Annotated in this window: 15 protein-coding genes and 1 pseudogene; 8 read left to right on the forward strand and 8 right to left on the reverse strand. The window is 66.0% G+C overall.

The features are described 5' to 3' along the window. Positions 1 to 2: 2 nt before the first annotated feature. The 3 genes and pseudogenes from CSW59_RS08785 to CSW59_RS08795 all read right to left on the reverse strand — a co-directional run. A complete protein-coding gene (locus tag CSW59_RS08785; RefSeq protein ID WP_099443687.1) occupies positions 3 to 1001 on the reverse strand; it encodes an aldo/keto reductase in 999 nt (332 codons plus the stop codon). Positions 1002 to 1023: 22 nt separating this feature from the next. Next, entirely contained in the window at positions 1024 to 1680 is a 657-nt protein-coding gene (locus CSW59_RS08790; RefSeq protein ID WP_201722754.1) for a flavodoxin, read from the reverse strand. 2 nt (positions 1681 to 1682) lie between these two features. Further along, positions 1683 to 2363, reverse strand: a pseudogene (locus tag CSW59_RS08795) (aldo/keto reductase); the annotation flags it as partial. A gap of 41 nt (positions 2364 to 2404) precedes the next feature. Here CSW59_RS08795 and CSW59_RS08800 point away from each other — a divergent pair. Then, a complete protein-coding gene (locus tag CSW59_RS08800; protein WP_099443689.1) occupies positions 2405 to 2938 on the forward strand; it encodes a hypothetical protein in 534 nt (177 codons plus the stop codon). A 39-nt stretch (positions 2939 to 2977) separates the two neighbouring features. On the opposite strand, the gene CSW59_RS08805 is transcribed toward CSW59_RS08800, so the two are convergent. Continuing rightward, entirely contained in the window at positions 2978 to 3334 is a 357-nt protein-coding gene (locus tag CSW59_RS08805; protein ID WP_099443690.1) for a hypothetical protein, read from the reverse strand. A 448-nt stretch (positions 3335 to 3782) separates the two neighbouring features. After that, positions 3783 to 5081, reverse strand: coding sequence for an MFS transporter (locus CSW59_RS08810; RefSeq protein ID WP_099443691.1), 1299 nt, complete (start codon positions 5079 to 5081; stop codon positions 3783 to 3785). A 290-nt stretch (positions 5082 to 5371) separates the two neighbouring features. Here CSW59_RS08810 and CSW59_RS08815 point away from each other — a divergent pair, with 290 nt between their 5' ends. From CSW59_RS08815 to CSW59_RS08835, 5 genes are all read left to right on the forward strand, one after another. Further along, entirely contained in the window at positions 5372 to 5962 is a 591-nt protein-coding gene (locus CSW59_RS08815) for an RNA polymerase sigma factor (protein WP_099443692.1), read from the forward strand. Further along, positions 5892 to 6890: a FecR domain-containing protein gene (locus CSW59_RS08820; RefSeq protein WP_099443693.1), complete on the forward strand. Its 999-nt coding sequence runs from the start codon at positions 5892 to 5894 to the stop codon at positions 6888 to 6890. Before CSW59_RS08815 ends, CSW59_RS08820 begins: the two co-directional genes overlap by 71 nt. An 86-nt stretch (positions 6891 to 6976) precedes the next feature. After that, positions 6977 to 9760: a TonB-dependent siderophore receptor gene (locus CSW59_RS08825; protein ID WP_099443694.1), complete on the forward strand. Its 2784-nt coding sequence runs from the start codon at positions 6977 to 6979 to the stop codon at positions 9758 to 9760. An 88-nt stretch (positions 9761 to 9848) separates the two neighbouring features. After that, the gene (locus tag CSW59_RS08830) at positions 9849 to 12011 is read left to right on the forward strand and encodes an acylase (protein ID WP_236632187.1); all 2163 of its coding nucleotides are present in this window, start codon (positions 9849 to 9851) and stop codon (positions 12009 to 12011) included. An 11-nt stretch (positions 12012 to 12022) separates the two neighbouring features. Further along, positions 12023 to 13543 carry a CRTAC1 family protein gene (locus tag CSW59_RS08835; RefSeq protein ID WP_099443782.1) on the forward strand — a complete coding sequence of 507 codons (1521 nt, stop codon included), beginning with the start codon at positions 12023 to 12025 and terminating at the stop codon, positions 13541 to 13543. 102 nt (positions 13544 to 13645) lie between these two features. Here CSW59_RS08835 and CSW59_RS08840 read toward each other — a convergent pair whose 3' ends face one another. After that, complete coding sequence (locus CSW59_RS08840) at positions 13646 to 14230, reverse strand: TetR/AcrR family transcriptional regulator (protein ID WP_099443695.1); 585 nt, start codon at positions 14228 to 14230, stop codon at positions 13646 to 13648. A gap of 104 nt (positions 14231 to 14334) precedes the next feature. Between CSW59_RS08840 and CSW59_RS08845 the strand changes: the two genes are divergently transcribed. Both CSW59_RS08845 and CSW59_RS08850 read left to right on the forward strand, forming a co-directional pair. Then, the gene (locus CSW59_RS08845) at positions 14335 to 15150 is read left to right on the forward strand and encodes an oxidoreductase (RefSeq protein ID WP_099443696.1); all 816 of its coding nucleotides are present in this window, start codon (positions 14335 to 14337) and stop codon (positions 15148 to 15150) included. A 47-nt stretch (positions 15151 to 15197) separates the two neighbouring features. Beyond that, positions 15198 to 16223, forward strand: a complete 1026-nt coding sequence (locus CSW59_RS08850; protein ID WP_201722755.1) for a zinc-binding dehydrogenase — start codon at positions 15198 to 15200, stop codon at positions 16221 to 16223. A gap of 138 nt (positions 16224 to 16361) precedes the next feature. Here the strand turns inward: CSW59_RS08850 and CSW59_RS08855 are convergent, their stop codons facing one another. Both CSW59_RS08855 and CSW59_RS08860 read right to left on the reverse strand, forming a co-directional pair. After that, entirely contained in the window at positions 16362 to 16730 is a 369-nt protein-coding gene (locus tag CSW59_RS08855; protein WP_369825756.1) for a helix-turn-helix transcriptional regulator, read from the reverse strand. Between the two features lie 723 nt (positions 16731 to 17453). Continuing rightward, a complete protein-coding gene (locus tag CSW59_RS08860) occupies positions 17454 to 18080 on the reverse strand; it encodes a TetR/AcrR family transcriptional regulator (protein WP_099443698.1) in 627 nt (208 codons plus the stop codon). Between the last annotated feature and the right edge of the window lie 38 nt (positions 18081 to 18118).

The raw sequence follows: 18118 nt of genomic DNA on the forward strand, positions 1-18118 counted from the left end.
GGTTAGCGACCGGTCTGGGCCAGGACGGCTTCGGGAAGCCGCGCCCCTTGGATCGGGATCTTCGCGGCGGCCTGTTCGATCGAAGCCAGGTCCTGCGCCGTCAGTTCGACCGCGGCGGCGCCGAGGTTCTCGGCCAAGCGATGCAGCTTGGTGGTTCCGGGGATCGGCACGATCCAGGGCTTCTGAGCCAGCAGCCAGGCCAAGGCGATCTGGGCCGGCGTCGCCTGCTTCCGCTCGGCGATCGTCTTGAGCAGATCGACCAACGCCATGTTGGCGGCCCGGGCGTTGGCGGCGAAACGCGGCGAGATCGACCGGAAGTCGGTCGGGTCGAGCTTGGTGGCCGCGTCGATCTTGCCGGTCAGGAAGCCCGCGCCCAGCGGGCTGAACGGCACGAAACCAATGCCCAGTTCCTCGCAGGTGGCGAGGATGCCGTTGTGCTCCACGTCGCGCGTCCATAGCGAGTATTCGTTCTGCAGCGCGGCGACAGGCTGAACAGCGTGGGCCCGGCGGAGAGACTCCACGCTGGGTTCGGAGAGCCCGAAATGCTTGACCTTGCCAGCCGCGATCAGGTCCTTCACGGCCCCGGCGACATCCTCCATCGGCACGCTCGGATCGACCCGGTGCTGGTAGAGCAGGTCAATGTGGTCGGTGCGGAGGCGCTTTAGCTGAGCCTCGGCCACGGCCTTGATGTGCTCGGGCCGGCTGTTGAGGCCTCCGGTCCGGGCGCCGGTCTCAAGATCGATGTCGAACCCGAACTTGGTGGCGATCACCACTTGGTCGCGGAACGGGGCGACAGCCTCGCCCAACAGGCTTTCATTGGCGAACGGCCCATAGGCCTCGGCGGTGTCGAACAGGGTCACGCCGCGGTCGAAGGCCGCGCGGATGACCGCCGCCGCTTCGCCGTGCGGCGTCGGCGGACCGTAGGCGGCGCTCAAGCCCATGCAGCCGTAGCCCAGGGCGGAGACTTGGAGGCCGGTCTGGCCGAGTTTACGCTTTTGCATCTGTGTTCTCCTGAGACTGCGGTCAGGCGCGGGCGATCTGGCCGAGCCAGTCACGGACCTGGGTCATGGTACGGCGCTCCTGGTCGGCTTCCATCGAGAAGGCCGGCATCAGGTTCGCGTTCGGGGCGTGGCTTTTGAGAACCGCCAGGCTGTCGCCCAGGCCGTAGCCGCCGTGCGTGATGACGGGACGGACCGTCTTGCCCGACAGGTCGTGGGCGGCGAGGAAGCTGCGAACGACCGGCGGGGCGGTCTCGCCCCAGATCGGGAAGCAGAGGAAAACGGTCTCGTAGGCGCCGATATTCGGAACCATCACCTTCAGCGGTGGCCGGGCGCCGACGTCCCGTTCCCGTCGTGCCTGTTCGACCGTCTGCTCATAGTCCTCGGGATAGGACGCGACCGGCAGGATCTCGAAGAGATCGGCCTTGAGCTCCCGATGCAGCTGGGCGGCGATGACCCGGGTGTTTCCCGAGCGAGTGAAATAGGCGACCAGGGTCCGCGAGCCGCGAGCCGCGAGCCGCGAGCCGCGAGCCGCGAGCCGCGAGCCGCGAGCCGCGAGCCGCGAGCCGCGAGCCGCCGGCTGTTGGTCCTGGGCCGCGCAGGCGCTCGCACCTGCGGTCAGGAAAAGGGCCGCCGGCGCGCCGAGGGCGGCGCGGCGCGACATGGCTTTGACCTCGCCCATCGTCAGCGCCCCACCCGGGCCTGCAGGTGCGCCGGGTATCGGTCGCCCTCGATGGAAACCTGAGAGACGGCCGCCTCGATCGTCGCCAGGTCCGCAGCGCTGAGATCAAGGTCGGCGGCGGCCAGGTTTTCGCTCAGGCGGTGCAGCTTGGCGGTGCCGGGGATCGGCACGATCCAAGGCTTCTGGGCCAGCAGCCACGCCAGAGCGATCTGGGCCGGCGTGGCGCCCCTCTGGGCCGCCAGATCCCTCAGGACCGCGACCAGCGCCTGGTTGGCGTCCAGGGCTTGCGCGCCGAAGCGCGGCACGATGCTGCGGAAGTCGTTCTTGCCGAAGGTCGCGTCGGCGGCGATGGCGCCGGTCAGGAAACCCTTCCCGAGCGGGCTGAACGGCACGAAGCCGATGCCCAGTTCCTCCAGCGTCGGGATCACGGCCTGCTCGGGCTCGCGCCACCACAGGGAATACTCGCTCTGCAGCGCCGCGACCGGCTGCACGGCGTTGGCTCGACGAATGGTCTCGGCGCCAGCTTCGGAGAGGCCGAAGTGCTTGACCTTGCCTTCTGCGATCAGGTCCCGAACCGTGCCGGCCACGTCCTCGAAGGGCACATCGGGATCGACCCGATGTTGGTAGTAGAGATCGATGGCCTCGACCCTCAGGCGCTTTCGGATCTTGCCGCCGACTGGACGGCGCGGTCCTGATCAGCCACTCCCAGTCGGGTCCTTTTCCTATGGACGCGGCGCTGATCGAACCAAAAGGGATCGCCGGCATCGTCTCTGTCGAGCCCGGAGCCTGCCGGGCCAGCTACACCGACGAGCAAATCTCCAAGCTGGCGAAGATCCCGACGCTCGTGGTGTTTGGTGATAATCTGTCAGTCCCGACTGGGCTGGGCGCGCTGACTTGGCAAAATCGCCTCGACGGCTGCCGCGCTTATTTGGCCCGTATCAAAGCGGCTGGCGGTCGCGTGGACATTGTCGCGACAGCGGAGCTGGGCATACGGGGCAACAGCCATATGCTCATGCAGGACAAGAACAATCTCCACATCGCCGACCTGATCCTCAAATGGATTGATGCGAAAGCAACCAGTCGCGGACCGGACCTCGCGTCTATTCGATCATCATTCAATTCGCGCGCCCCTAAAGCGGCTTGGGCTAGCCGGGCGAACGTCAGGTTTCTGCGCGTGCTCCAAGGTAAGCTCGTGTTTAGGTTTCTTGGACGCTCGCCAGGCGCGGCGATGGGTTTGCCCTCGCGGGCGGGTGTCTGAGAAAGCTCAAAGTCTGACCCGCGGGATGGAGGTATTGGCCTATGGGGAGTGGACGTGCAGGTCGATCAGGCCCGGCATCACAGTCTTGCCGGTCACGTCGATGACCTCGGCGTCGCTGGCCCAGTTGGTGGAATCTGGCGGCAGGATGGCCTTGATAATCCTGCCCTCGATGACAACGGTCGCCGGATAGGCCTTCTCGCTCAGGGCGTCGAAGACCCGGCCGCCCCTCAGCACCGTCTGGGCCTGGCGTCCGGCTATCGGGCGGCGCGGAATGCGCTGGGGATCGTCTGAGGTCAGGATCGAGGGCGGCAGCACGGCGTCGCGCGTGACGCGGGCCGGAGGCGGGCTCTGGTTCTGCGCCATGGCCGGAGCGCCCAGCGCCGCGAAGGCCGCCATCGCGCATGCCCGGGGCGAGCTTCCAAAGCAGGCGGCGGGGCGCGGCGATTGGCGCGAGCATCAAGGGTCTCCGTGTGGGGCGTGAGGTCTTCACGTCATCGAGCGCCCATCCCAGGGCCGCGTCACATGGACGGCCTCGTCTCGGTCGCTCGAGTTTGCGCATCCCTATCGAACCTGTGGGGTTTTCCCGGGCGCCAGAAAATTTGAAGGCCGCTTTAGTCGCCTCGGCCCGTGGCGAGAGCGGTCGGAGCGCACGACGCGTCGTTGTCTCGTCAGGGGCGTTGGGTGTCATGTCGGCTGGGCTTCGCCTCTCTGTGAGCATCAGTGGAGCTTAAAGCCCACTAAAATGATCTGATTAGTTTGGCCCCCGTGGAGGGGCCAAGGTCGGTCATCAGTCTGGTGAACCCCCATGCCGCCGCCGAAGCGATCAACACGATCCACCCCTGCGTCAGTCCTCTTCGATGAGGCTATGATGCTTGGTGTCGGGCATGCGCAAATAGACGACCAGCGACACGGCGATCATGGCGGTGACGTAAATGTAGAAGCCGCGCTCCAGGTGCTGGCTCTTGAACCACAGGGCCACGTACTCGGCCGTGCCGCCAAACACGGTGTTGGCCAAGGCATAGGGCAGGGCCACGCCCAGGGCGCGGATGTGAGCGGGAAAGAGCTCGGCCTTCACCACGGCGTTGATGGCTGTGTAGCCGGTGACGATCACCAGGGCGGCCAGCACCAGCAGGAACGCGACGAACGAACTCGTCGTCGTCTCCAGCGTCCGGAAGATCAGCCAGGTGAACAGCACCCCGGCCACGCCGAACCCGATCATCAGCGGCTTGCGCCCGATCCGGTCGGACAGCGCCCCGGCCAGGGGTTGCAGCAGCATGTAGATGAAAAGCGCGGCGGCGGTGATCTCTGTGGCGGCCTCGCGGCTAAAGCCCGACGTGTTGACCAGGAACTTCTGCATGTAGGTCGAGTAGGCGTAGAAGGCCAAGGTGCCGCCGGCGGTCAGAAGGATGACGGTCAGCGCTTGGCGCGGATGGTGGCGGAAGAGCGCCCAGCCGCTGGAGACCGCCGTGGCGTCGCGCTTGGCGGCGTCCCGGGCCTTGGCGAAGCTCTCGGTCTCGGCCAGGCCCCGGCGGATGTAGTAGACCGCCACCGCCAGGACGCCGCCGGCCGCGAACGGGATGCGCCAGCCCCAGGCCTCCAGGTCCTTGGGCGCCAGCACCGCCTGCAAGCCCAGCAGCACGCACAGGGCGATCAACTGACCCGAAATCAGGGTCACATACTGGAAGCTGGAGAAGAAGCCGCGGTTCTTCTTGCCGGCCATCTCGGACAAATAGGTGGCCGAGGCCCCGTATTCGCCGCCGACCGACAGGCCCTGCAGCAGGCGGGCGATCAACAGAATGATCGGGGCGGCGATGCCGATGCGGTCATAGCTGGGTGTCACCGCGATCAGCAGCGAGCCGGCGCACATCAGGGTCACCGAGAAGGTCAGTCCCGCCTTGCGGCCCTTGCGATCGGCGTAGATCCCCATGATCCAGGCCCCGACCGGGCGCATGACGAACCCGACCGCGAAGATCGCCGCCGCGCTCAGGAGCTGGGCGGTCGGGTCGTCGGACGGGAAGAAGCTGGGCGCGAAATAGAGGGTGAAGGCCGAGTAGACATACCAGTCGTACCACTCGACCAGATTGCCGGCCGAGCCGCCGATGATCGACTTGATCCGTCGACGACGATCCGAAGCTTCACGCAAGATTTGTCCCTCCCGGCGCCCGTCGCCCTGGGCGCGAGCGCCTCGCGCTTCGGCCGCTATCTGGCTCAAACGAACCGCGCGCGAATTTCCGCCATCACCCCGATCATTCGGCCGTGGCGCGGCGCGTCGGCGCCTAGAAACCTCGCGCCGGACCGGCGAATGCGTCGCGCGCCGGTCATCGGCGTTCTGTCTGCGCCCAACCATGGCTTCGTCGTCGACACCGTCGGTGGACGGAGATTTCCTGACCTGGGCGCGCCTTCGCGTCGCCCGAACGCCGGAGCAGTCCCCGCATGGACGGTCTGACTGAACGCCTGAACTGGTTCAAGGCCGTGATCCTGCCGCATGAGGCGGGGCTGCGGTCACGTCTTCGCCGGCTCTGCCCGCCAGGCTTCGACGTCGACAACCTGGTGGCCGAAAGCCTGGCCCGCGCCTATGCGGCCAAGGACATCGACCGCATTGGCGCGGCCGGGCGCGGCTATCTGCACACCATCGCCCGCAACCTTCTGATCGACGCGATCCGCAAGGACACGATCGTGTCGCTGGATTTCATGGCGGATCTCGACACCCTGCGAGTCGATGATTCCCTAGAGGCCTGCCTGACGGCCCGCGATGAGCTGCGCAAATTGCAGGCGATCATCGAGACCCTGCCGCCGCGATGCCGTCAGGTGTTCATCCTGCGTCGGGTGCACGAAGTTTCTTTCCAGGAGATAGCGGATCGCATGTCGCTATCCGTTTCGACAGTCGAGAAGCATCTTGCTAGAGCAGTGATGCTCGTGGCCAAGGCGATGGCCGAGCGCGAGGAAGGCCGTCTTGAACGCATCATCCGCAGGTCCGGAGCGCCGACAGGCGATCGAGGAGCAGGCGTCGGCGTTCGTCGCTAGGCTGCAGGGCGACGCCTGCGCGCGTGAGCGTCAAGCCATTCGTGAGTGGATTGAGGCCGATCCGCATCATGCGGTGGCCTTCGCGCGCATGGAGGCCGCCTGGGAGGCCGGCGAGCGCCTGCGGGCCTGCCCGCCGGCCGTCGAGCCCGAGCACAAATCCGAAATGGCGCAAGCCACGCGAGGCTTCCCGTCCCGGCGAACGCTTCTGGTCGGCGCGACCGCCGCGACGCTGGTCGCGGCGGTCGGTACGGCGATCTGGCGCTACGCCCAGGATGTCGAACTCTATCGCACCCGCCTGGGCGAGCGGCGACAGGTGCGTCTGGCCGATGGCTCTCGTATCCACCTGAACACCGCCTCCACGGTCGAGGTCTCCCTGCGAGAGGACAGCCGGCGGGTGCGCCTGGTCCAGGGCGAGGCGCTGTTCGAAGTGGCGCATGATCCCAGTCGTCCGTTCCTGGTCGACGCCGGGGCCGCCACTTTGCGCGCGGTCGGCACCGCCTTCAACGTCCGCATCCGCGAGGCGGTGGTCGAGCTGACCGTGACCGAGGGCGTGGTGGCCGTGGCCAAGAACCTCGCGGCCGTCCGGCGCGTCGACGCGCGCCACGTCGCGGCGGGAGACGGGGCGGTTATTCGCGGCGGCGCGGTGGCTCCCACCGTCCTGAATCCGGATCTGCTGCGCCAACGGGTGGCTTGGCAGGACGGGGTGATCGAGCTGGACGGCGAGACGCTCTCCCAGGCCGTGGATGAGTTCAACCGCTACCGCGCTCGACCGATCGTCGTCGGCGATCCACGCTTGGCCAATCTGCGCGTCGGCGGCCGCTTCGAGGTCGACGAAGCGGCCAAGTTCCTAACCGCCGTCGAGGCCAGTTTCACGGTGCAGGCTATGACGGCCGAAGACGGCAGCATCCTGCTGGTGATGCGACCCTAAAAATTTTCATTTCCGGGATGGCGGTTCTCGCCTCGGCCGCCCGTTCGACTGGTTGACACGGTTCAACCGCGCTTGGGGGCGTCGTTATGTCTAAGTCCAATTTCTGGTATCGCGGCGTCCTGATGGCCACTGTCGCCCTAGCCGCGTCGCCAACGGCGGCGGCGGAGAAGGCCACCGACTTCCACATCGCCGCCCAGCCGATGCAGGCCGCGCTGAACGCGCTCTCGCAGCAATCGGGCGTGCGGCTGCTCTATCCTTACGACCAGGTCGCGGGACTGCGCTCGCCAACCGTCAGCGGCAGAATGTCGACGCGCGAGGCGCTGGACAGGATCATCGAGCGCTCGCCGCTGCGCGTGGCCATCTCGAAGGATGACCTGATCGCCCTGACTGCCGAGCCGACGCCGGCCTTGATCAAGACCAGCGCCTCGGGGGGCTTCGCGACGCAGGAGGCCACGACCTCGGCGCCGGCACAGGCCAGCGTTCCCGAAGAGCCCGCCGAGGTCGCCGAGGTGGTGGTCACCGGCACGCGCGGCGTGGCCCGGACGGTCATCAAGAGCCCGACCCCGATCGACGTGCTGAGTTCGGCCGAGCTGGAACGCACCGGCCGGGCCGGCGCCTTCCAGGCCCTGCAGACCCTGGTGCCGTCCTTCAATCTGCCGGCCCGGGCGGGCGGCGGCACGGCGACCGTGATCGCCACCGGCGGCCTGCGCGGCCTCAACCCCGACCAGACCCTGGTGCTGGTCAACGGCAAGCGCCGCCACAAGACCTCGCTGATCAACTCGGTTTCCTCGCTCTACAACGGCTCGGTGCCGGCTGACCTGGATCTGATCCCGACCTCGTCGATCGGCCGCATCGAGGTGCTGCGCGACGGCGCCGCAGCTCAATATGGCTCCGACGCCATCGCCGGGGTGATCAACATCATCCTCAAGGACACCCCCGGCGGCTCGCTGACCGTCACGCGCGGCCAGAACTTCGACCGTGACGACGGCGAATACACCCTGGTCCAAGGCAGCTACGGGACGCGGATCGGCGATCGTGGCTTCCTGAACCTGTCCTTCGCGACCAAGGACCAGGCCCTCTCCAACCGCGCCGAACCGATCGCTTCGAACGTCCGGCTCTATCCGCTGGTCAATGGCGCGCTCGATCCGCGCGAGGCCACGGTCAATCGTCTGGTCACCCGCAACTCCGGGGTCCTGCCGCAGAACGGGGTCAATCTCGGCTACAACGGCCACTACGACGTTGGCGCCGTCGAGCTCTACTCGTTCGGCACCTACAGCCACCGGGTCTCGGACCTGCCCTTCACCTTCCGGGCCCCGACCAATGTCAACGCGCTGCCGCAGGTCTATCCGGACGGCTTCCGGCCCAATCTGGTCATCAAGGAAAACGACTTCGAGCTCGCCTTCGGCGCTCGCGGCGAACTCCGGGGCTGGTCATGGGACCTTTCCTCGACCTACGGCAAGAACCTGGCCAAGGAGCATGTCTCCGAGACCATCAACGCCAGCCTCGGTCCGAACAGCCCGACCGACTTCTATGTCGGCAAGCTGGTGTCGTCCGAGTGGGTCAATTCGCTCGACGTCACCCGGGGGCTGACGGTCGCCGGCGGCGACCTGCAGGTGTCGTTCGGCGCTCAGCATCGCCACGAGACCTACCAGGTTGGGGAGGGCGAGCCGCTCAGCTACGCCGCCGGAACCTATGTTATTCCAGCCGGCCAGCCGTCGGCGGGATCGCGGCCCGCGACCGGCGCGCAGGCCGCCCCGGGTTTCCAGCCCACCGACGCCAGCAAGTCCTCGCGCAACAACTACGCGGCCTATGGCGAGGTCGGCTACACTCAGGGCAAGCTCTTCCTGGGCGGGGCGGTCCGCTACGAGGACTATGACGACGCTTCGGGCGACACGGTGGTGGGCAAGGTCAACGGCCGCTACGAGATCACCTCCTGGCTGGCGGTGCGCGGCGCGGCCAGCACCGGCTTCCGCGCGCCGGGCCTCGCCCAGGAGCACTACGCCGCCAGCTCCAGCCAGTTTCGGCAGGTCAACGGCGTTCTCGACCTCTTGCAGATCAAGACCTTGCCGGTGGGCTCGCGAGAAGCCATCGCTCTGGGCGCCGAGCCGCTCAAGCCGGAAAAGTCGAAGAACTACAGCCTGGGCTTGACGTTGGAGCCGCTGCCTCGGCTCAGCGTCACCCTGGACGCCTATCAGATTTCCGTGGATGGCCGGATCGCCATCACCAGCACCCTGACGGGCGCGGCCGTCAGCAACATCCTGATCGCCAACGGCCTGCCAGGCTCGCTGAGCGCCCAATATTACACCAACGCCATCGACACCCGCACACGGGGCGTCGACCTGGTGACGGCCTATCGCCAGGATCTGGGCGACTATGGGACGGTGCGGCTGACCTTGGGATACAATCACAACAAGACCAAGATCACCGACATCATCGCCAACCCGCCGGAACTAGCGGCGCTGGGCGCGAACTACGTCCTGTTCGACCGTCTGAGCCGGGGCTACCTGACCACGGCGTTTCCGAGGGACAAGGTCAGCCTGGGCGCCAACTGGTCGTGGAACAAGCTCAACGTGAACCTGCGCCAGACGCGCTTCGGCAGCTATCGCATCCAGCAGAACATTCCCGCCAACGACCGCAAGTACGGGGCCAAGTGGATCACCGATCTGGAGGTGGGCTACAAGGTCCTGCCGTCGGTCACCGTCGCGGTCGGGGCCAACAACCTGCTGAACATCTATCCCTCGCGCAGCGGACCTTCGACGGCGGCCAACGCCTCCTACAACATCAATACCGGCACGGGTCAGTATCCTGGCACCTCGCCGTTCGGCTTCACGGGCGGCTCGTACTATGCGCGCCTGCAGTGGGATTTCTGATCAGCGCCCAAGGCCGGGCCGCCACAGCGACCCGGCTTGACGCCTAGCGCGAGCCCGCGGAGCGGCTCGAGGGGGATGGAGTAAGAGCATGATGATGGTTCGCCGCGCCGTCGGGGCGCTGCTGTTGGCGGCGTTGGTCGAACTGGCCGCCAGTCCGACGCTGGCCCAGGCCCCGGCCGCCCGAGCAGCGGCGCCGCTGGCGGTGGTCGCGCCGACAAAGAACGAGATCCTGTGGGACACCTATGGCGTGCCGCACATCTACGGCAAGGACACCGCGGCCGTCTTCTACGGCTATGGCTGGGCCCAGGCCCAGAGCCACGCCAACACGATCTTGCGGCTCTACGGCGAGGCGCGGGGGAAGGGGGCGGAGTATTTCGGCCCAGAGTACGAAGAGACCACGACCTGGCTGCTGACCAATGGCGTGCCGGACCGCGCCAAGCTTTGGTACAGGCAGCAGGCGCCAGCCTTCCGGGCTAATCTCGACGCCTTCGCCAAGGGCATCAACGCCTATGCGGCGGCCCACCCCGAAGCCATCGCCGCCGATGTGAAGCCGGTGTTGCCGGTCACCGGCGTCGATGTGGTGGCCCACGCCCACCGACTGATGAACTTCATCTATGTCGCCTCTCCCGGAAAGACGATCGGCGAGGGTGATCCGCCCGAGATCGCCGATCAGGGCTCCAACTCGTGGGCGGTATCGCCCTCCAAGACGGCCAATGGCAATACGCTGTTGCTGCAAAATCCCCACCTGCCGTGGGGCACCGGCTACTTCATCTACTACGAGGCCCACCTGACCGGGCCGAACTTCGAGGTCTATGGCGCCACGCAGGTTGGCCTGCCGATCGTCCGGTTCGCCTTCAATCAGCAGATGGGCATTACCAACACCGTCAACGGCATGGTGGGAGCCACCAACTACAAGCTGACCCTGAAGGACGGCGGCTATCTGTTCGATGGCAAGGTGCTGCCGTTCAAGACCCAGGCCACGACCTACAAGGTGCGACAGGCGAACGGCGCGCTGGTCGAAAAGCCGCTGAAAATCCGCTCGACCGTCCATGGCCCGGTGTTCGAGCGCAAGGACGGCTCAACGGTCGCCGTGCGCGTCGCGGGCCTCGATCGGCCCAAGATGCTGGAGCAGTACTTCGACATGGTCACGGCGCCGAACTTCAAGGCGTACGAGACGGCGATGAAGCGGCTGCAGGTGCCGACCTTCAACATCACCTACGCCGACCGTGACGGCCACATCGACTACGCCTTCAACGGGATCGCGCCTCGGCGCGGCGAAGGCGACATCAACTTCTGGAGCGGTCTCGTTCCGGGGGACACCTCGCGCTATCTGTGGACCGACGTCCATCCGTTCGAAGAACTGCCGCGGGTCACCGATCCGGTCGGCGGCTTCGTCCAGAACACCAACGATCCGCCCTGGGTCGCCAGCTGGCCGGTGACGCTCAAGCCCGACGACTTCCCCAAGTACCTGGCGCCGCGCACGCCCGAGTCATTCCGAGCTCAGAGTTCGATCCGGATGATGGCCGAGAACGACAAGCTGACCCTTGAACGCTTCAAGGACCTGAAACTGTCGACCCACGCCCTGATGGCCGATCGGGTTCTGCCCGAACTGATCCCCGCCGCGCTCAAGGACAAGGACCCGGAGGTCCAGGCCGCCGCGCGCCTGCTGGCCGATTGGGACCGCGCGTTCACCGCCGACAACCGCGCCGGCCTGCTGTTCGAGGAATGGGCCAAGCTGTTCGCCGGCCCGACCTTCGCGGGGCAGGGAGGCTACGCCATTCCGTGGACGGAACAACGGCCGATCAGCACGCCCTATGGGATCAAGGATCCGGTCGCCGCCGTCGAGCAGCTGCGAACGGCCATCGCCAACACCAAGAAGAAGTACGGCGCGATCGACCGCCGCTTCGGGGACGCCTCGCGCTTCATCCTGGACGGCGTTGACGCGCCCGGGACGGGGGGCTTCGGCAATCTCGGGGCCTTCCGGGTCATCACCTGGTCGGATCCGAACGCCAAGGGCATCCGCACGCCGACCCACGGCGAGACCTGGGTGGCGCTGATCGAGTTCTCGACGCCGGTGAAGGCCTACGGGCTGATGAGCTACGGCAATAGCCGCCAGCCCGGCACGACCCACTACAGCGATCAGTTGGACATGCTGTCGAAGGATCAGTTCCGCGAGCTCTGGCTGCGACGCGAACAGGTCGAGGCGCACGTCGCCGAGCGCACCGCCTTCAATCCGAAATCCAAGCCTTGAAAGGCGATCCGATGCAAAGAACGAGCAGGCAGGCGTGGACCATCGCGCCCCTGGGTTTGCTGTTGGCCGGGCTGATGACCGGCTCGGCCCTCGCGGCGACGGATCCGGCCTTTACCGCTATCCAGCGCGAAACCTTCGAGGTTCCCGGGTCGCTGTCCAACGCCTGGGCCGATTTCGACAAGGACGGCGACCTTGACCTGGCTGTGTCGCTGAAGGGCGGCGACGTCAGGCTGTACCGCAACGACAACGGCGTGCTGATCAATATTGGGCCGGCCCTGGGCCTGCCGACCGCCGGCAAGGAAGTCCGCGGCCTCAGCTGGGGCGACTTCGACGGCGACGGCTATCTGGATCTTCTGGGCGGGTCGAACGTCATGCCGCCGGAGCCCAACCGCTCCTTCATCTGGAAGAACGAGGGCGGCAAGCGCTTCGTCGACGTGGCCGAAAAGATCGGTCTGACCATCCCGGGGCGCATCAGCCGCCAGGCCAACTGGGTCGACTACGACAATGACGGGCAGGTCGATCTCTATGCCTCGAACCGCGCTGGTCCAAACCAGCTGTTCCACAACGAGGGCGGGGTCTTTCGGCAAGTGTTCGCCGACAACGGCGTGACGGATAGCCGACCCACGGTCGGCTCCTGCTGGTTCGACTACAACCACGACGGCAAGCTGGACCTGTTCCTGGCCAACCAGTCCGGCGCCACGGACGCCCTGTGGCGGAACGACGGTGAGAAGGGCTTCACGGACGTCGCGCCCAGCCTTGGCCTGAACGCGCCTGGGCGCGCCAAGGAAGAGGGTGGGGTGGGCTGCGCCGTCGGCGACTACGATAACGACGGCAATCTCGATCTCTTCGTCGCGGTCTATGGGGCCAGTCTTTTGTATCGCAACAAGGGGGATGGCGCGTTCGAGGAAGTCGGCAAGGCAGCTGGCGTCGCCGATCCGGGCCACGCGGTCGGAGCCGCCTGGGGCGACTACGACAACGACGGCTATCTGGATCTCTACGTCACGAGCTACGAGGGCGAGGCCGGCAAGCAAACGCCGCTGGACCGGCTCTACCACAACAACGGCAAGGGCGGCTTCGATCAGGTCCTGACGCGCGAGAGCCTGCTGAACGCTGGCGACCACGGGGTGGAGTGGGTCGACTACAACGGTGACGGGGCGCTCGATCTGTCGGTGATGCGCGGCTATAGTCCGGTGGGTGGCCACTTCCTGTTCCGAAATGACCTGCAAGGTCCGGCGCGTGGCCGCAGTCTTGAGGTTCTCGTCCTGGACTCCAAGGGGCGCTACACGCGGGCGGGCGCCGAGGTCCGGCTCTACGACAAGGCCGGCAAGATCCTGGCCACGCGCCTGGTCTCGACCGGCGGCGGCTACAACGCGCAAAGCGCGGCGCCTGTCCATTTTGGACTCAAGTCCTTTGAGCCCGTGACGGTCGAGGTGTCGTTCATGAGCAATGACGGCGTGAAAAAGAAGACCGTCCGGGGCGTCTCCCCCAAGGCGTTCTCGAAAAAGCCGCTGGTGATCCGCGAGGACGGCTGAACTAAACGATGCGAGCGGCCAGCGCAGGCTGGCCGCTCGCACACATCTTTCCCATCCTACCGCCGCGGCGGAGTTTCGCCGGGCGGCCTCAGTTGACGCCGCCTAGGTCGCTGTCGATGGGCTTGTTCTCAAAAGCGTGCGCGCCGCGTCCTGGCCCGCCGCGAGAATGCGATCGGACATCTCCCTGCTATCGACGGCGCGAGCGATTTGCAGCGTGCCGATACAGGTCGCCAGAAGCGCCACGGCGGTGGCTTCCGGGTCCGTGACTTGCGGCGGCAGGTAGGCTGCGACCTGCTTGGCGAGCGTGGCGACGCGCTCTGTGTAGGCGGCCCGAGTTTCCCGAGGCTCGCGCGCGATCTCGGCGGCAAGCGCGGAAGTGGCGCAGCCGAACTGCGGATTGTCGCGATGCTCCGGCGCGAGATAGGCGGTGATCAACCCCTTGAGACCGTCAGCGGCCAGGATCTGCCGCATCTGCTCGGCCTGGGCGTCGAGCGCCGTAACCAGGCTTTCGCGCACCAACTCCGCCTTGGACTCGAAGTGCGGATAAAACGCGCCGTTCGTCAGGCCGGCGTCCTTCATGACGCGAGACAGACCCGAGGCGGCGATGCCATCGGCCCGGAAGCGTTCCGAGGCCGCCTGCAGGATGCGTTCCCGCGACGCGTCCCGACGACCTTTTTCATAGCGCATGTGCCGCCTCCGAGATTCTCGTTGCATTATGATCATAATTGCACATTATGAACATAATGCAATCTGCAACGCCGCTCTGGCGACGGCTGCCTACGAGAAGGCTCATGACCATTCAACGCAAGAAGATCGCCCTGGTGACAGGGGCGTCCGCCGGCATCGGCCTGGCCAGCGCCCAGACCCTGGCCGCGAGCGGCTACACTGTCTATGGGACCAGTCGCCGGTCGGTCGTCAATGCGCCCAAGAACGTGCGCATGCTGGTTTGCGACGTCACTGACGACGAGTCCGTCGGGGCGCTGGTCGCCAAGGTATTGGCCGAGGCGGGCCAGATCGACGTGCTGGTCAACAACGCCGGCCTTGGTCTGACGGGCGGGGCCGAGGAAAGCTCCATCCGCCAGGCCCAGGCCCTGTTCGACGTCAATCTGTTCGGCGTGATGCGGATGACCAACGCCGTGCTGCCGTCGATGCGCGCCCGCCGCCAAGGGCGCATCCTCAACATCAGTTCGGTCCTCGGGCTGATCCCCGCGCCGTATTCCGCCCACTACGCGGCCACAAAGCATGCGCTGGAGGGCTATTCGGAGTCCCTCGACCATGAGGTCCGCGCCTTCAATGTTCGCATCTCCCTGATCGAGCCGGGCTACATCCGCAGCACCTTCGACCAGAACGCCGTAGAGGCCGACTCCCAGATTGCCGTCTACGATCAGGCGCGGGCGGGTGTCCGGGCGCTGCTCGATGAGGTCATGCCGACCGCCGAACTGCCGGAGGTGGTCGCCGCCGTGGTCCGCGCGGCCGCCGTCGATCCCCAGCCGCGCCTGCGCTACCCGGCCGGCAAGCTGGCCAAGCAGATCTCGCTGCTGCGCCGGTTCGCGCCGGCCAAGGCGTTCGACAAGAGCCTGCGCAAGCAGATGCGGTTGCCCGCCTAGCTCACGCGCGACGCTTGGCGAACCCCACGTCCTCCAGGAACACCGAAGTGACCGATCAAGCCCTCGAAATGCATATCCCCCGCAAGGGGCCGGCGACGGTGCTCACCGCAGTGGAGCGCCGTCTGCCGCCCCCGGCCGCCGGCGAGGTCCGGGTCGCGATCGAGGCCGTCGGAGTGGCCTATGCCGACATCATGATGCGGCAGGGTGTGTATGCGGGGCACAAGCCTCCGATCACGCCGGGCTATGACCTGGTCGGGCGGGTCGAGGCGGTTGGGCCAGACGTCAAGGACCTGGCCATCGGCCAGCGCGTGGCCGGGATCACCGTGTTCGGCTCCTATGCGACGCGCCGCAACGTCCCGGCGCGTTGGTTGGTCCCCGCGCCCGAGGGGGTGGATGCGGGCCGGCTGGTGGCGGCGGTCCTGAACGGCGTGACCGCCTGGCAGATGCTGCATCGGGTCACCAATGCCGCGCCCGGCGAATGGGTGCTCGTGCATGGGGCGGGCGGCGGCGTGGGCGGCCTTCTGCTCGACCTGGCGCGCATCGCCGGCGTTCGCGCCATTGGAACCGCCTCGCGCGGCAAGGCTGACGCAATCATCCAGCGCGGCGGCGAGCCGGTCGACTATGCGCGAGAGGACGTCGTCGGCCGCGCCATCGCCCTGAGCGGCGGCGGCGTGGCGGCTGCCTTCGATCACCTGGGCGGCAAGCACTTCAAGACGGTGTCGATGCCGGCGCTGCGTCCAGGCGGCGTGGGCGTGTTCTATGGCGCTTACGATGTGAGCCGAGGCGGCAAGGTCAATCCGCTGGCGGTGGCCGACCTGCTCTTGAATGCGCGATTCTCCAGCCTGGGCCTATTCGCCAAGGGGCAGGGCATGGTGGCCTATTCCAGCGAGCCGTGGCGGGATGGGCGGCCCGCCGCTTACAGAAGCGATCTCGCCACCGTGTTAAAGCTGGTTGCGGATGGCGTCCTCACGCCTGAGGTCGGCGCGACCTTTCCACTGCGAGCGGCGGCGGAGGCGCATCGCGTGCTTGAGGCTCGATCCGTGACCGGCAAGATCGTGTTGCTGAACACCTGACCGCGCCGAGCTGAACGTCCAGTTTCTGGAGGCGGGGCAATGTCCGTTCATGGCGCTTGTTGGACATAGTCGCCGCTCGGGATCACCGAGCGTTTGAGACGACGCTCCCGAGCGGCATCACTAAGTCTGCGGTTGTCCTTATTGGCCGCCAGGCGCTTTGACAGGACGCGTCCGACGTACGCGGACGTCGGGAGCTGGGGATTTCGCGACCACGTTGGCGAGCGACTCTCGTCGACGTTGTTCAACCCAAGCTTCGACTTCGGCGAGATCCCAGGCGACGCAGCGGTTTGTAAGATTGAAGCGACGAGGGAAGCGGCCCTGCATCTCGAGCCCGTAGATGGTGGTGTCGCTGAGCGGAACGAGCTGGCGAAGTTGCTCGCGACGGATGGGGCGCGTTGGCCGAGCAGGAGGTATGAAGCGCTTTGAGGCGCCATTGACGTCTTGGGTCATAGCGTTGGTCCATATGTTCCGTCCGGGAGTGGACGGTTCTTGGACGCTTTTGGTCATACGTGGCCTTGCCAAGACGGGCGGTATCTGCGCGGAAAGTCGGTCACCCGCAGTGCGCGCCGGATCAGCTTGTAAGGCGGTCGCGCGGCAATGCGCCGGAACTCGCCGAGCGTGCGGTTCTAGCGTAGAGTGGCGTGCAATGGCTGGCGCGTTTCGGTGTATATTTGACTTTTATTTCGTTATGGGGCTGCGGGGTGGCTTTGCACAGGCCAATACGATGAATAGTCAAGTGATTTTATTTTCCAATAAAAACAAAACGGTAGTAAATCGACGCCTGCTGTGACGGCTACCACATTCTTGTGAACGAAAAAGCTCAATAAAAAAGGCCCCTTGGGGGCCTTGTTGATAATTGAGTGGGAGTGACGGTAATATGGCACCGCATTCGCCAGATTCTCATCCGTCGTCTCACACTCGATTTGGCGGCCCCGGCGACGACCATGCGCGCCTTCTTCTCGCCTAGTGATCTGTATAGGAACCCGCTTTCAGCAGAGTGTAAAGCGGCATCCCAGCGGCGTCGTACTGTGGCGTGGAAGGGCAGGCGATCGGCGGGTTTGACGGCTGCGCAGACCGTTGGAAGATCGAGATCGATATGTCGTGGGGCGACCGCATCTGGCTCTTCTCTGACCTTGGGAGGATCCGCTTACGGCAGTGCTCAATCTCTCTGACCGCGGGCGGTCGTCTCGAACGCAAACACGGGAGGTGGTCTTAATACGTTCTAGCGCTTCAGCCGGCGTAGGACGTCGTGGCGTCCTCCTGTTCGATGGTAGGGCTGACGCCGTGTTCGCGCATCAGGGTTTCCCACCCCCGTATCATGCTGGTGGCCGCCTGTGTGTGGCCCAGGCTGCGGAAGCTCACGCCCGCCCCCTCAAGAAGCATCACCAGTCCATCGACCAGCACATTCGGCGCCTCGACCCGCGCCTGTTCGGCGGCTTCAAACAGATGGCTTCGCAGCCGCGTTCTGTAGAGCTTGCAGACCCTGCTGATCACGTGATGGTCTTCGTGAATCTCGACCTCAAGGTTCGACAGCAGCCAGCCTCGATAGGCGGGGTGTTCGATCTTTGCCGCCGCCGCAGTCACGATCGCGCGAAAACGCGCCATGGGCGTGACCGAGAGCCGCGTGGCGATCATCGCGAGGACTTCCAGGTCATCGAGGGCCAACTTGCCCAGACAGGCCGCGGCCAGATCGTCCTTGGACTCGAAATAGCGATAGAACGTAGACTTGGTGAGGCCGCTGCGGGCGACGATGTCGTTGACCGTGACGGCGCGAAAGCCGTGTTCATAGAAGAGGACGGTCGCCGCTTCGATGAGCCGGTCACTCGGCGTGTCAAATGTCGGGATCTTGGCGCTCATGAGCAAAAATCCTTGAACCAGGCGATAAGGCCGCCCCG

It is taken from the genome of Caulobacter sp. BP25 (genome assembly GCF_002737755.1).
Taxonomy (GTDB): Bacteria; Pseudomonadota; Alphaproteobacteria; order Caulobacterales; family Caulobacteraceae; genus Caulobacter.

Coding starts and splice junctions, on each gene's coding strand:
- CSW59_RS08785 (WP_099443687.1), bottom strand. CDS start 1,001: ATGCAAAAGCGTAAACTCGGCCAGACCGGCCTCCAAGTCTCCGCCCTG.
- CSW59_RS08790 (WP_201722754.1), bottom strand. CDS start 1,680: ATGGGCGAGGTCAAAGCCATGTCGCGCCGCGCCGCCCTCGGCGCGCCG.
- CSW59_RS08800 (WP_099443689.1), top strand. CDS start 2,405: ATGGACGCGGCGCTGATCGAACCAAAAGGGATCGCCGGCATCGTCTCT.
- CSW59_RS08805 (WP_099443690.1), bottom strand. CDS start 3,334: ATGGCGGCCTTCGCGGCGCTGGGCGCTCCGGCCATGGCGCAGAACCAG.
- CSW59_RS08815 (WP_099443692.1), top strand. CDS start 5,372: ATGGACGGTCTGACTGAACGCCTGAACTGGTTCAAGGCCGTGATCCTG.
- CSW59_RS08825 (WP_099443694.1), top strand. CDS start 6,977: ATGTCTAAGTCCAATTTCTGGTATCGCGGCGTCCTGATGGCCACTGTC.
- CSW59_RS08830 (WP_236632187.1), top strand. CDS start 9,849: ATGATGATGGTTCGCCGCGCCGTCGGGGCGCTGCTGTTGGCGGCGTTG.
- CSW59_RS08835 (WP_099443782.1), top strand. CDS start 12,023: ATGCAAAGAACGAGCAGGCAGGCGTGGACCATCGCGCCCCTGGGTTTG.
- CSW59_RS08840 (WP_099443695.1), bottom strand. CDS start 14,230: ATGCGCTATGAAAAAGGTCGTCGGGACGCGTCGCGGGAACGCATCCTG.
- CSW59_RS08845 (WP_099443696.1), top strand. CDS start 14,335: ATGACCATTCAACGCAAGAAGATCGCCCTGGTGACAGGGGCGTCCGCC.
- CSW59_RS08855 (WP_369825756.1), bottom strand. CDS start 16,730: ATGACCAAAAGCGTCCAAGAACCGTCCACTCCCGGACGGAACATATGG.
- CSW59_RS08860 (WP_099443698.1), bottom strand. CDS start 18,080: ATGAGCGCCAAGATCCCGACATTTGACACGCCGAGTGACCGGCTCATC.